This is a genomic window from Acinetobacter sp. YH12254 (assembly GCF_013417415.1).
GTDB classification, from domain to species: Bacteria; Pseudomonadota; Gammaproteobacteria; order Pseudomonadales; family Moraxellaceae; genus Acinetobacter; species Acinetobacter pseudolwoffii.
The window spans coordinates 100,317-113,933 of record NZ_VPEB01000013.1; the positions used below are offsets into that span (position 1 = coordinate 100,317).

The following is a 13,617-nucleotide window of genomic DNA, read 5'->3' on the forward strand; positions in this document are numbered from 1 at the left end:
GCATGAAAAAAATTACTCTTGCCATGGCCCTGATGGGTACTGCTGCAAGTGTGCAGGCCAATATTCAGGTTTTTCCGGCTAAAGGAATTTATGGCTTGGAATTGCCTTGTCGTCAATCGGCAGATCATATAGAAGCAAATGCCTCCTCGATTTCCTGTGACTTTAGCAAGGCTGTGTCGAACGAGGTGATCCGTAAACAAGTTGCACAGACTTTTGAGCAGCAGTTGAAACAGGTTTTGCAAGATCAGGTGGTGGCTTCAATTTCCCAGCAGAATAAACATCGAAGCTATGTGGCTTCTCTGGACGTTTTGCGTGCTAGTGAATATGTGGTGCAAAAGGAATCTACAGCCGAGATTTTTCTGCCAGTCACCTTAAGCTTAAAATTGACCAATATTCTATCTGGGGAAGTGATTTATACCGATAGTGCTACCTTGTCACAGCCTATTCAGGTGTTGTCGACCGAGATTCAGACTGTTGCAACACGTCAAGCCGTCCAGCAGAAGTTTCAAAGCAGTTTGCTGACCTTGACCCAGCAACTCACTCAGGATCTCCAGAAGAAATTCAAGGTGTCTGAAGTACAGACCAAGGTGATTGATCGCTGGAAATCCTATCTGATTTTAGATAAAGGCTTCAATCAAGGCATTGCCAAAGACGATGAACTCAGTTCGGATTCCGGAGATTTGATTAGAGTTGTACATGCCGATAGTGATTATGCAGTGGCATTACCGGTGTTGATGAGTGGCACTTCAAGCCAGTTTAGCAAGATTTCGGCAAATACCCGTCAGGCGCTGAATAAGCCTAAAGCTTTGGTCGTAGATGTATTGACCTACCAAGGTGAATCAAAAGACCTGATTGAGCAGATTTTTTCTGATGCCATCGGGGAGAATGCATCATTTACCCTTACGCCGGTGAATAAACGTTACAGCACTTTGGCACAAAGTGTCAGTGAGCAGACGGGGTTAAGCAATCAGGAAACCCAGCACCAGCGCGAACTACCAGAATTTTTTATTCGTATTAATGTGATCCCTGTGATTGGCTATCAGCAACAAGTCGGCAAGATGACCCAGCAGCAAGTAGTACATAGCGAAGTTTTTGCTGAGATGATTGATCGTTCGGGACGTGTGATTTATTCCGCGCATGCGACTGATGAAATAAGTGAAACCATTTCACAAGGTATGGGTTTTTCACTCGGTACGCGTAAAGAAGTGGCACTCAAAAATGCTTTGGTGAAATTAGGTCAGCAATTTCAGAAAGGGATTCAATTTACCCGTTCCGATTTGCAGGTATCGAGCGGGGGGAGCGATACCATCACGATTCAGGATACGGGTGAGCGCTTGACCACAGGCATGAAAATTCATGTCTATAACCGTGAAAAAGTTGCACAACGTCAAGTATTGATTCCCACTTGGGAAGCTACAGTGGTTGAGCGTCAGGGCAATAAAGTTAAAGCACAGCTTGATTTTCCTGTGAGTGGAAATGATCGTCTACCGGTACGTTCAGGAGACAGCATCTTGGTGGATAGTCACGCTGCTGTCGGTGACTCAAAACTTGCCCGGGTGCTTTGTTCAAATCTGCATACTGAACAGGTTGGAGAGATTCCGTTTTATGGATTTGGGCCACTGATTTACCACGCGTTTACCAGTCAATCCAAGCGTCCGTTTTATGCGACAGGTTCAGGGTTTAAAGGGCAGACCAGTTTAAAAACATCTATTGTAAAAATGACTGAAAATGCGGGCTTTAAAAAACAGCTGGATTTGAAACTGTATGTGCCAAAAGAAGAGTGTTTACAGCCAGCATTTAAGATTCAGGTTCAAGAAGATTCCATCAAATGCAATGCAGATCAATCCATCTGCGATGCCACTTTGGTATTGGCAGGAGGAGCACGCCGTTTTAATGAAAAACAGGAGCGGGTCGGTGCTGTAGGTTTGCAACAGGAAGTTAATTTAAAAGGCATAAATACTGCTCATCGTCATGCCATGTACAACATTCAAATGTTTAAAGCATTACCAAAAATTTTAAATCAGATCGTGCAAAAAGCCGATTCAGGGCAGTAAGGAATTATGAGGGGAAATACTATGAAAAAAATCGTAAGCATATTGATATTAGGAAGTGCTGTATTGACATCACAAAGTCATGCAGGTTTTGGAACACTCAGTGGTCTGGCCTCAAAAGTAGTGGAAACAACAACAGGTACATCTTCACAAAATCTGGATTTAGCCGGTTTTTTTAAGCAGGCACAAGCAACCAATGCCATGTTTATTCAGAGTCGTACAGCATTGGCAACCTTATTTGCTGAGCGAAAAGACAGCGAAGAGCTGAAAACCAAGTTGAATAGCTTGAAAACCACTTCTGATGTCAAAGAAAAAGAAGCGATCCAGAAAGAAATTACCAAGCTAACCAATGCGGTTCTGGAAGCTTCGAAAAAAGATGAAGCTGCGACACTTGAGCGTATTAATGCATTAAATACCAGCCAGAAACAGCATTTAATGAACTCACTGACAAACTTTGCCATTGCTGGTCTGTCTGCACGCGAACTGGTCGTAAATAGTAAGCAGGTGTCTATGCAATTGCTGAGCAATCCAAGTACTATCAGCAATAGTGGCATGTCTTTTATGGATGCCAAAGGTCTGCTTAGCGATGTCACCGGCATTGCCAAAAACTCGACTATGGCATTGGTTGAGTATCCACAACTGATGAAAAAAGCTGGCTTGAACTTTAAGGCCCCAGAATCTGCTGCAGCAAAACCTGTCGATATTTCAGATTCAATTTAAGACAGATAAAGCTAGCCTGTTTTCGAACAGGCTTTCTTTTTTTATCTAGCGACGTAAAATGAAAAAAGTCAAACTGTTTTCAAGAGCTCTCCATTGTCGCGTAATATTCACATTTATTTGCAAAAAATAGATCAGTTCTTTTCAATGGAACTTCATCAATCACGTGTAGAGCAAATCAAATTTCGTAAACATGCGATCTATGCCTATCGTAACCAATTGCTTTCAGATCAACTTAATTATCTTATCCAATCTTCAGATTTTAGCATTACTGAATTCGGCAAACCCTATCTCCACACTCATCCAGACTTCAACTTTAACCATAGCCATAGTCAAAATTTCTATGCTCTGGCAACGAGCAATAATGTCCAAAATTTGGGAATTGATATTGAAGAGCTGAGCCGTAAGGTTCGATTTGAAGCCATGGCACAACATGCCTTTCATCCTGAAGAGCTTAAACAGTGGCAGGCACTGGACTATGATTCCGAATACTGGTTTAAGGTCTGGACCACTAAGGAAGCTGTATTAAAGGCCTCAGGACTGGGCATACGCATCAACCTGAATGAGTTAAATACCCAGATTCATCCAGATCAGAATGGTGGAAGATGTGAACATCCAGAGATCGGCGTCTATGCCTATCAAAATTATAATATGGCAGGATGTATGCTCACCGTGGCCTGGCAAAGTGAGCATTCATGCAAGGGTTTCAGATTTCCGCTAATCCAGATTCATCAATCTGTTTAAATCAGCAGAGTAGAAATAGACTCTATTGTTTGGCAATCAACAGGTTGCTGATTCGGTTCACAAACTGTGGACTCATACGTGATAGATGAAATAAAAATTTACTTTTTAATCCAACCGGATGGTGCGTAGCTTGCCAGATAGAGTCTTTAAGCTGTACCAGTTTTAGAATATCCTGTGCGACATCCTCTGCTTTCAAATGTACCCCCATTTTTTTAATACTTTCTGCCTGCATATCTTTCACCATGGCTGTACCGACGAAAAGTGGCATCACATCAAGCACCCGAATCCCATAGGGTTGCCATTCAATATCCAGACTTTCAGTCAGACCGCGCACGGCAAATTTACTGGTCGCATAAGAGGCCAAATCAGCCTGTCCATAAATGGCGGATGCCGAAGATAAATTAATGACACGAGCAAATGAAGATTCTTTTAAATAAGGGAAAGTGGCATGACAGCCATTGAGGAGACCTTTAACATTAATATCCAGCGTGCGATGATGCGCTGCAATTGTGGTGTCTTCAAAAGGCCCTGAATATAAAATTCCGGCATTATTCACCAGAATGTTGATTTCACCGGCCCAGGCTGAAAACTCCGCCAAAGCTGTTTCCCAGGAAGTATAGTCTGCCACATCCAGAAAGCCAGCTTTGGCATGTTCGCCCAGTTGCTGGGCCAGCTGTTCGGCCTGTGCCACATTGATATCATAAATACCGACTTTATAGCCGTGCTGGTAAAATAGCATGGCTGTCGCGGCGCCAATTCCTTGTGCTGCCCCACTAATCAATATACTGTGCATGTGCTTGATCTCCTTATTGTCTTTTTTTCTTGAGCATAACAAGAAACAGGCAGATTGACGCGACTATTTGGTAAAGAAGAGGTTTTAAAAGTGGAACAATTGCTTAATATCATGCGTGAATTACGTGAAAAATGTCCATGGGATCAGCAGCAGACTCCCGAATCTCTGACCCAATATGCGATTGAAGAAGCTTATGAAGTAGAAGCTGCGGTACGTTCTGGAAATGTTGACGAGATTCGCGATGAGCTGGGCGATCTGCTGTTACAGGTGGTGTTCCAGTCGCAAATGTACAGCGAGCAGGGCGCTTTTGATTTTCAGGATGTGGTGCAGGCCATTAGCGACAAACTCATCCGCCGTCATCCGCATGTATTTCAGGCTGAACAGTTTGTAAAATTGAGCCCGGAAGATGTCTCTCAGCTCTGGCAAGAAATTAAACAGCAAGAAAAGCAGGGCAAGCCACGTTCCCGTTTAGATGAAATCAAGCATGCACCGGCCTTGGTACAGGCAGATGAAATCCAGAAAAATGTCGCGAAAATTGGTTTTGATTTTCCCGATGTCACTGGGGCATATGACAAAGTAGAAGAAGAGCTGGCCGAGTTAAAAGAAGCTTTGGCAAGCCAGAATTCCGATGAAATACAGGAAGAATTTGGTGACTGCTTATTTTCTCTGGTCAATGTTGGCCGTAAACTTGGAATCTCGAGTGAAATGGCATTATTAGGCACGATCCATAAATTTCGTACTCGATTTGCCTTGATGGAACATCAGGCGGAAAAACAACAACTTAATATAGACCGCTTGTCACTGGCTGAATTGGATCAGCTCTGGGAACAGGCCAAATTAGAATTAAAACAAAGAGCGGCGCATGAACAAACAACAACATCGAACAGGTCCGGCGTGGATTAATCTTCTTTTGGGTTTATGGCTAGGCTATATTGCTATTGGAACTACACATGCAACTGCGACCGATTATATGGAATGGAAGACCAGACAACAGCAACATGATGCGCGGCTCAAACAACAGAATGCATCGACTAAAGCAGATCACTATCTGGCAAAACCGCCACTTTCGGTACAAGCGACGGGTGATAGAATTAGTTTAAACAGTGCAAATATTGAACAATTGCAACAGTTGCATGGCGTGGGACAAAAGAAAGCCCAAGCCATTGTTGAGTATCGGCAGAAAAATGGGAAATTTAAAAGCATTGAAGATATTCAGCTGGTCAAAGGCATTGGGCCGGCATTATTTGCCAAAAACAAGGCCAGACTCGCGTTGTGAATAGACTGAATTGATGCAAAATACAGAATCAATCTGAGCGGCAGGATTGACATAATCAAATTGCCCTTTAGTCGTGTAAGCGATATGATTAGCGTCATCTTAGAATTTTACGTTCAGACGTAGGAGACAGCGTCTTTTGCAAACTTTGCGCGCGTCAAAATGTGGTTTATCAACCGCTCAATTACCTTCTTATATTCTCGATGTGATTGATGCCTTAAACAAGGCAGGCTATGAAGCTTATATCGTGGGTGGTGGTGTTCGAGATCTGATGTTAGGTTTGAATCCTAAAGATTTCGATGCAGTTACCAATGCAACCCCGGCTCAGGTCAAGGAAGTATTCGGACGACGTTGTCGAATTATCGGACGGCGTTTTGAACTGGCGCATGTCTATTCAGGGCGGGAACTGGTTGAAGTGGCCACTTTCCGGGCACCTCCAAAAAAAGCAGTCACCTCGGCCGCGGGGATGATTCTGCGTGATAATAACTGGGGCAGCATCGAGCAGGATTTTGCCCGTCGCGACTTCTCGATCAATGCAATGTATTACCAGCCGCGTAAAGCGATTGTGCTGGATTTCTGCAATGCTGTAGATGATATTCACAGCAAAACTTTACGTTTGCTCGGTGATCCGGCCTTAAGATTTGAAGAAGATCCGGTGCGGATGTTACGTACCTTACGTTTTGCTGCCAAATTGAATTTCAATATTGATGAAGCAATTTTGGATATCTTTACCCCGGAAATGACCCAGCTGCTGCGTGATGTCTCTCCGCATCGACTCTATGATGAATCACAAAAGTTATTCACCATGGGGCATCTGAATCGTGTGTTGCCCATGCTGATTGATTTCGGAATCTGGCATCAGCTGTTCGCCGATATCAAAGCTGAAATCACGCCGTTTATGGAGCGTGCCGCGAAAAATACCGATCAGCGTATTTCGATTGGCAAGACCATCAATCCTGCATTTTTCTACGCGGTACTGTTATGGCAGCCATTCCTCGAGCGTTGTGAGTTTTATCTGAATAAAGGCGTGGTCGCAGCAGAAGCACGTGCCCAAGCGGGTCTGGATGTTTTGAAACGTCAGGCAACCCGAACCATTATTCCTCGCTTCGCCGAGACTTTCATTCGTGAAGTCTGGGAAATGCAGACCCGTTTGCTGAATCCAAAACCGCAACAAATTGAGGCCTTGTCTAGTCATGCGCGTTTCCGTGCCGGATTTGACTTTTTGCTGTTGCGCGAAAAATCAGGCGATGCAACGGCGCAAGGCATGGGCAGCTGGTGGGATGCTTACCAGCAAATGAGCGGTGACGAGAAAGAACGGGCCATTAGCCAGTACAACCGTCAGCGTGCCAAGAGCCGTCGTAAGGCCACTCAAGAAGAACATCTGGAACAGAAACTGACGGCACAACAGGATCTCGCCGAGATTGAGCCTTTAGTCAATGAGCCTGAACCACGTAACCGCCGGGTGCGTAAAGCCAAGTTTGAAGACAAGGCGAAAACCCTGTCACATGTGGCAGCCAGTGCCAGTGGTGAAATTGGCGCAGATCATCCGATTATGAAACGTAAGCGGGTGCAACGTGATTTAAGCCAGGTGGTGTTTGGGCCAACACAATGATCGTGACGTATATTGGCCTGGGCAGTAACCTGGGCGATTCACGCCAGATTTTGGCAGAAGCTGTACAGAAACTGGCGACATTGGGTCAGGTGAAAACTTCGCATCTGTATCAAAGTCCACCGATGGGACCACAGGATCAGCCAAACTATCTGAATGCAGTGGTGCAGTTAAATACTGATCTGGCAGCGTTAGAGCTCCTCGATCGTCTGCAAGCCTTCGAGCAGGAAGCCGGTCGGGTACGTTTGCGTCATTGGGGCGAGCGTACGCTGGATCTGGACTTGCTGATCTACGGAGATGAACAGATACAAAATCAACGCCTGACTGTACCGCATGTCGGCGTGTTAGAGCGTGATTTCGTACTCATTCCGTTGCTGGACATTGATGCTGAAATACAGGTTCATGCTACATCCTTAAAAGACCTGGACATCGTCAAGCAATCGACCTTAACGGTACTCGATGACACGAACTGGGCAAATATTTAATTTTTGAGTTATGGGTATGTTCGCGAGAACTTCAATCATAGAGGAACATCTTCATGGTCAGTCTGAGTGACTTAAGACGCTTCAAAGCAGATGGACGCAAATTTTCATGTCTGACTTGCTATGATGCCAGTATGGCCAAAGCCATGGAAATTGCAGAAGTAGACAGTATTCTGATTGGCGACTCTTTGGGAATGTCAATTCAGGGCCGCGATTCGACTTTGCCAGTGACTGTTGCAGATATGGCCTATCATACCGCTGCGGTACGCCGTGGTAACCAGCATGCCTTTATCATGACTGACTTGCCGTTTATGAGTTATGCCACCTTAAATGATGCCTTGCAAAGTTCCAAAACCGTGATGCAGGCCGGCGCACAAATGGTGAAAATGGAAGGCGGTGCATGGCTGGCAGAAACCGTACAGGTGCTGACCCGTAACGGTATTCCAGTCTGTGTGCACTTGGGATTAACGCCGCAATCGGTACATGTCTTTGGCGGTTATAAGCTGCAAGCCCGTACCCGTGCAGCAGCGGATCAACTGATTGCAGACTGTAAAGCAGTGGTTGATGCAGGTGCTGCACTGTTATTGCTGGAATGTGTACCGGCACAATTGGGTCAGGAAATCACGGAACTGTTTCCACAAATTCCGGTGATTGGCATTGGTGCAGGCGCAGCCACTGATGGTCAGGTCTTGGTAGTACAAGACATGCTGGGTTTAACCTTTGGCCATACTGCAAAATTTGTCCGTAATTTTATGCAGGAACAATCGGGTGCTACTGCCATTCTGGATGCTTTTAAAGCTTATCATGCTGCAGTTTTAGATGGATCTTTCCCGGCACCCGCACAAACTTTTCAGGTTGAATTGTAAGATGAAAACAGAAACCACCATTCAGGGACTCGCGGCCTCACTTAATCCGGCACGTGCCAACCGCAAGATTATTGGTTTTGTACCCACCATGGGCAATCTGCATCAGGGTCATTTAAATCTGGTACGTGAAGCGCGTAAGCTGTGTGATGTGGTGGTGGTCAGTATCTTTGTCAATCCGATCCAGTTTGGACCCAATGAAGATTTTGATAACTACCCGCGTACACTGGAGCAGGACCAGCAGCTTTTGGCAGACGTCGGTTGTGATATCGTCTTCGCGCCAACGGTTGAGCAAATGTATGGCAAAAAACCGCGTCTGACCAATATCAGTATCTCTGACATTACTGATGACTTGTGTGGTTTGCAGCGCCCCGGCCATTTTGATGGTGTAGCGGTGGTGGTGACCAAATTGTTTAACATTGTTCAGCCAAACTATGCTTTCTTTGGGCAAAAAGATTATCAGCAGTTGGCAGTGATTCGCCAGTTTGTACAAGACCTGAATATTCCATTAGAAGTGATTGGCGTGCCAATTGCCCGTGCAGAAGATGGTTTAGCCTTAAGTTCTCGAAATGGTTACCTAAGCCAAGAGCATCGTGCAATCGCACCGGTCATTTATCAAAGCTTACAAAAGGCTGAACAGCAGCTCCATGCTGCGATTGAACTGGATACGGTATTGGCCGAGCTTCGCCAGACTTTAACAGATGTCGGGTTTGTCGTAGACTATGTTGAAGCACGAACGCCAGAATTAAAAAAAATTCATACGTTTAATCAAGATGTTGTGTTATTTGTAGCTGCAAAGATAGGTAATACACGTCTGATCGATAACCTGCAGGTCAAATACACTGCCGGATAGGATGAAAGGGTAGCATGTATGAAGCGCATTTTAATTGTCACGGGACAATCTGGTTCAGGTAAATCATCTGCATTGCAGGTGCTTGAGGATCTGGGTTATTACTGTATTGATAATCTGCCTTTGGCATTGCTTCCCGAAATCGTGGCGAAACTGCACAGTGAGAACAATCTGGAACAGTTGGCTTTGGGGGTCGATGTACGCAGTACCCGTGCCGATTTGCAAGAATTTGATCATGTGTTCGAGCAGCTACAACAGCATGGCTCGGTTGATATTATCTATCTGACCACGCAGGATCAGGAACTGATTGCGCGCTTTAGTGCCTCGCGTCGGCCGCATCCTCTAGCTTCGCGCTTTAAGAGTCTGAACGAGTGCATTCAGGAAGAAAAAATCCTGCTAATGCCCATCCAGCTGCGTTCTACCGTGCACATCGATACTACAGATAAAAGCGTGCATGACCTGAAACATACCTTATTGACCAAGTTGGGACAGACCGATAACCTGATCCTGATTTTGCAGTCTTTTGGTTATAAGCATGGCATTCCACTGGATGCCGATTATGTCTTTGATGTCCGGCATTTGCCGAATCCGCATTGGGAACTGGAATTACGCAAATTTTCAGGACTCGATCAACCGGTGCAGGAGTTTTTGCAAAAGAGCGATCAGGTCGAAGATATGTTTAATGATATTTACCATTTTCTGGACAAATGGTTGCCAACCTTTTCTGAAGGGCATCGTCATTATATGACTGTGTCAATTGGCTGTACCGGTGGCCAGCATCGTTCTGTTTACATTGTGGATAGACTAAAAAAAGCCCTTGAGGCAAAATGGTCTATTCAAGTCCTCCATCGAGAAATGAAGCACTGGTCATGATTGATACCACTGTTGACGTAATTAATAAACTGGGTTTACATGCACGCGCATCTGGTAAACTTATAGAAGTGACTACCAAATTTCGTTCCAGTATCCAGATTGGAAAAACGGACAAACTGGTAGATGCAAAAAATATCATGTCCTTGCTGATGCTCGGTGCGGGCAAAGGAACAACTTTACGCTTGGTGATTGAAGGAGCGGATGAGGACAAAGCCTTATCTGAAATTCAGGCACTATTTGCAGCAAAATTTTATGAGGCAGATTAATCGTGGCACGTCGACCGAACAGTTTAACTGAAGAAGATTTCGATTCTTTAGAGGGACGCGCAAGTAAAACCGAACAGAAAAAAGCAGTCCAGCGTATGGCGGCTTTGGGTGCACAGCTGGCTGAGTTGAGTGCTAAACAAATTAAAAACTTGCCTGTTGAAGAGCGTTTGATTGAAGCATTGCTCGATGTACAGGAATTTACCTCACATGAAGCACGTCGCCGTCAATTTTCACGTATTGGTAAATTACTGCGCAATGAAAATGAAACGGTGATTTTATCTTATTTAACACCAAAACAAGGTCTTAAAAAGACAGCCCAATTACAGCGTTGGGTCGATCGAATTGTCAAAGATGGTGACCCGGCCATTAATGAATTTACCAAAACCTATAATGCCACAGAGCGTCATACCTTGCGTCAGCATTATCTTCGCGTACATCGTGATTTAAAGAATCAGGCACCTGAAGCAGAGGTCAATGCGTCTAAGTTAAAGTTATTTAACTATGTACAGCAAGTGGCGTTAATTTCAGACAATTAATTCTTCGTTAAAAAGCGGTCTTTTTAGGCTGCTTTTTTTTGTCTTTACCTTAAGTGCACTGTTTCTTGTGTAAAAAATACCCTGAATTGGATTCATTCTTCCTCAGCATGAAATTTCCATTTTTAATGTAAGCTTGAGTGATAAAAAATCACAAAATTTTCGCAATTAATTTGTTAAAGACTGTAATTTCTTTACAATTCAAAGGCTATCTTTCAGACAGTTTTTTTGAGACTTTAAGTTGAGACTCAAGATCATTGTTAAGTATTTTTTAAAAATAAAAAATGAATTTTGAGCGTTATTAGAGAGTGAAGCCAATCTAATTTATTTTTTTAAACGAAATTTAAATCTATATAGTTGAAAAACCATTAACTTTTATTTAAAAGGGGATAAAAATCGATGCTGAGTATTTTTTGGTCAAGAGTATGTTAAAGTAAATACAAATAAACATGCTTAATTTTAGCTTAGATATTGAGTTTCAAATACTTAAGCAGACTTTTTTTGAAGATTAAATTTTCAAGTTATTCTTAATTAATTAAATATCAGTGCCTTGCGGTTATGAGTGTATTTGGATAGAAACAGATTAACAAATCCTTTAACCTATAGGTGAGTTTTCAGCGTTCAGTAAATATAGAATCTTTGTTATTGATTGTATAAATTTGGTCGACAGTGTTTTCTATATTCCATACATATTCAGAGAGGCAGACATGGAACTAAAACTGCTAGAGGTCGGTCAGAATACGGAGCTTTTAAGCTCATGTCGTATATCTCTCATTTTAGGCGTCTATACCTCCAATAATTTACTAGACACCTTCTGTAAGGTTGCCCGTAAAGTCCTAGGCGTTAAAACCAGTATTATTGGATTCCATATGGAGCCGTATATCTGGTACAGCTGTCCGCACGGTTTTCGGGCCTTGCATGCTCCGCAGGAAATTGCCATCCCTACATATCTGCAACAGGCAGATGTCATCGATCAGACGCATCCTGCTTATGCAGAATTGTCGAATTATGTGAAAGAGCTGGGTGTGGCGCATCACCGACTGGTCGCATTTAATTTAAAAGCGAATGCTGGTCAGCCGCTAGGTCAGGTGATTTTTTTTGATGATCAAACTGACATGTTTGATCAGGATGATATTGAGACCGTTAAGCAATTTGCTGAAAGTTTAGTAATTCGAATCCAACTCAATGAAGAACATACTGAGCTGAAAGAGCTATACGAACAGCAATGTGCACAAAACTTTAGTACAACCAAATTTTTCCAAATCATCGCACATGATCTGCGTGCGCCATTTCATGGCCTGCTGGGCTTTTCCGAAGTTCTGGCGCAGGAACGTGATACCTTGGATGAGTCCAGTATTCAGAGTATCGCGGATTATTTATATGATAATGCACAATCGACTTATAACTTGCTGGAAAGCTTGCTGACCTGGGCCATGGCCGAGGGCGGACGCTTTGTATATCATCCGATTAATTATGAACTCAAGCAATCCAGTAAAATTGTCTGCAGTGTATTGCACAGTCTGGCGTTGAATAAAAAAATTGAATTAATCGACAATATTCCCGAAGACATTAAAGTCCATGCGGATATCAATATGATTACTTCAGTGTTGCAAAACCTGGTCTCCAATGCGCTGAAATTTACCCCAGTTAATCAAGGCGGTAAAGTCATTTTAGAGGCAGAAATGGACGGTGAGCAGGTTAAAATCACCATTCAGGATACCGGTCTGGGCATGACTGAAGAGCAGATACAGAATCTGTTCAAGCCGACGTTGATGGTGAGTGTCCGAGGTACTGCTGAAGAGAAAGGTGCCGGTTTAGGTTTGGTATTGTGCAAGCGCTTTATTGATCTGAATCATGGTCAAATCGCGGTGGATTCAAAAGAAGGTCGAGGTACGACCTTTACGGTGCGTTTGCCAATGGTCACCAATGATCATCAGGCATTGGTGCTTGAAGATCTGCATGCTGAGAAATCCTAAAAGTTGACATCCTCACCTCCCTGAAACGGAGGTGATTCCTACTGCTAGACGCTTATGCCCAAGCGCAAGTATGTTCTTCGCTGCATTTTCGTCCCTGTTATTGGAACTTCCGCATTCACACTCCCATACTCTTATTCGCAAATCTGCTCTACCTTTCGGACTGCTAGAAGTGATCTCACCACAGCACGAACAGATTTGGGTTGTGAATCTCTCACTTACTTCTTCAAGCATTGCCCCTGCGTTCTCGCATTTATACTTGAGCATTGTTTTGAATGCTGAAAAACCTGTATCTAAAACAGATTTTGCCATTTTAGTTTTTACAAGTTTACCCGCACTCAGATCGCCAATAACAATCAGTGCATTTTCTCTCACAAGCATGGTGCTTGCCTTATGCAAATGATCTTTACGACAATTAGCAATTTTAGCGTGTAATGCACGTACACGTTTTTTATTCTTGGCTCGTTGAGCAATACCTAATTTCTGTTCATATTTCCGATAGAACTTAGGATTTGAAATTACAGTACCATCAGAACAGGTGGCAACGTCTTTTAAACCGAGATCAATACCAATCGCTTTAGTTGCAGTAG

The 13,617-nt window shown here is 43.6% G+C and carries 15 protein-coding genes; 13 read left to right on the plus strand and 2 right to left on the minus strand.

The genetic code is table 11. The annotated features are described in order from the left end of the window. Positions 1-2 precede the first annotated feature (2 nt). The 3 genes from FTV29_RS10850 to FTV29_RS10860 all read left to right on the plus strand — a co-directional run bounded on the left by FTV29_RS10850 (position 3) and on the right by FTV29_RS10860 (position 3,512). Entirely contained in the window at positions 3-2,054 is a 2,052-nt protein-coding gene (locus FTV29_RS10850) for a hypothetical protein (RefSeq protein WP_180075504.1), read from the plus strand. 21 nt (positions 2,055-2,075) lie between these two features. After that, a complete protein-coding gene (locus FTV29_RS10855; RefSeq protein WP_005172668.1) occupies positions 2,076-2,771 on the plus strand; it encodes a hypothetical protein in 696 nt (231 codons plus the stop codon). Between the two features lie 144 nt (positions 2,772-2,915). Further along, positions 2,916-3,512, plus strand: a complete 597-nt coding sequence (locus FTV29_RS10860) for a 4'-phosphopantetheinyl transferase superfamily protein (protein ID WP_218946067.1) — start codon at positions 2,916-2,918, stop codon at positions 3,510-3,512. A 22-nt stretch (positions 3,513-3,534) separates the two neighbouring features. On the opposite strand, the gene FTV29_RS10865 is transcribed toward FTV29_RS10860, so the two are convergent. After that, positions 3,535-4,305 carry an SDR family oxidoreductase gene (locus FTV29_RS10865; protein WP_180075505.1) on the minus strand — a complete coding sequence of 257 codons (771 nt, stop codon included), beginning with the start codon at positions 4,303-4,305 and terminating at the stop codon, positions 3,535-3,537. Between the two features lie 90 nt (positions 4,306-4,395). Here FTV29_RS10865 and mazG point away from each other — a divergent pair, with 90 nt between their 5' ends. The 10 genes from mazG to FTV29_RS10915 all read left to right on the plus strand — a co-directional run bounded on the left by mazG (position 4,396) and on the right by FTV29_RS10915 (position 13,030). Beyond that, on the plus strand, positions 4,396-5,208 hold the full coding sequence (gene mazG, locus FTV29_RS10870; protein ID WP_180075506.1) for a nucleoside triphosphate pyrophosphohydrolase: 813 nt from the start codon (positions 4,396-4,398) through the stop codon (positions 5,206-5,208). Next, positions 5,168-5,581, plus strand: a complete 414-nt coding sequence (locus FTV29_RS10875; RefSeq protein ID WP_159138481.1) for a ComEA family DNA-binding protein — start codon at positions 5,168-5,170, stop codon at positions 5,579-5,581. The genes mazG and FTV29_RS10875 overlap by 41 nt, the downstream gene beginning before the upstream one ends. A 136-nt stretch (positions 5,582-5,717) precedes the next feature. Next, a complete protein-coding gene (pcnB, locus tag FTV29_RS10880; RefSeq protein ID WP_159138480.1) occupies positions 5,718-7,190 on the plus strand; it encodes a polynucleotide adenylyltransferase PcnB in 1,473 nt (490 codons plus the stop codon). Beyond that, complete coding sequence (gene folK / locus FTV29_RS10885; protein ID WP_005095697.1) at positions 7,187-7,672, plus strand: 2-amino-4-hydroxy-6-hydroxymethyldihydropteridine diphosphokinase; 486 nt, start codon at positions 7,187-7,189, stop codon at positions 7,670-7,672. Before pcnB ends, folK begins: the two co-directional genes overlap by 4 nt. A gap of 53 nt (positions 7,673-7,725) precedes the next feature. Beyond that, positions 7,726-8,535 carry a 3-methyl-2-oxobutanoate hydroxymethyltransferase gene (gene panB, locus FTV29_RS10890; protein ID WP_005095698.1) on the plus strand — a complete coding sequence of 270 codons (810 nt, stop codon included), beginning with the start codon at positions 7,726-7,728 and terminating at the stop codon, positions 8,533-8,535. Between the two features lies 1 nt (position 8,536). Continuing rightward, entirely contained in the window at positions 8,537-9,385 is an 849-nt protein-coding gene (gene panC / locus FTV29_RS10895; RefSeq protein WP_005095700.1) for a pantoate--beta-alanine ligase, read from the plus strand. 18 nt (positions 9,386-9,403) lie between these two features. Beyond that, a complete protein-coding gene (gene rapZ / locus FTV29_RS10900) occupies positions 9,404-10,255 on the plus strand; it encodes an RNase adapter RapZ (protein ID WP_005172647.1) in 852 nt (283 codons plus the stop codon). Further along, positions 10,252-10,521: an HPr family phosphocarrier protein gene (locus FTV29_RS10905; protein WP_034608740.1), complete on the plus strand. Its 270-nt coding sequence runs from the start codon at positions 10,252-10,254 to the stop codon at positions 10,519-10,521. The genes rapZ and FTV29_RS10905 overlap by 4 nt, the downstream gene beginning before the upstream one ends. 2 nt (positions 10,522-10,523) lie before the next feature. Continuing rightward, positions 10,524-11,057: a ribosome biogenesis factor YjgA gene (gene yjgA, locus FTV29_RS10910; protein WP_005172645.1), complete on the plus strand. Its 534-nt coding sequence runs from the start codon at positions 10,524-10,526 to the stop codon at positions 11,055-11,057. Positions 11,058-11,761: 704 nt separating this feature from the next. After that, positions 11,762-13,030, plus strand: a complete 1,269-nt coding sequence (locus FTV29_RS10915; protein WP_100534599.1) for a sensor histidine kinase KdpD — start codon at positions 11,762-11,764, stop codon at positions 13,028-13,030. Positions 13,031-13,042: 12 nt separating this feature from the next. Here FTV29_RS10915 and FTV29_RS10920 read toward each other — a convergent pair. After that, positions 13,043-13,617: RNA-guided endonuclease TnpB family protein (locus FTV29_RS10920; protein WP_180075507.1), on the minus strand; the 575-nt coding region annotated here is incomplete at its 5' end.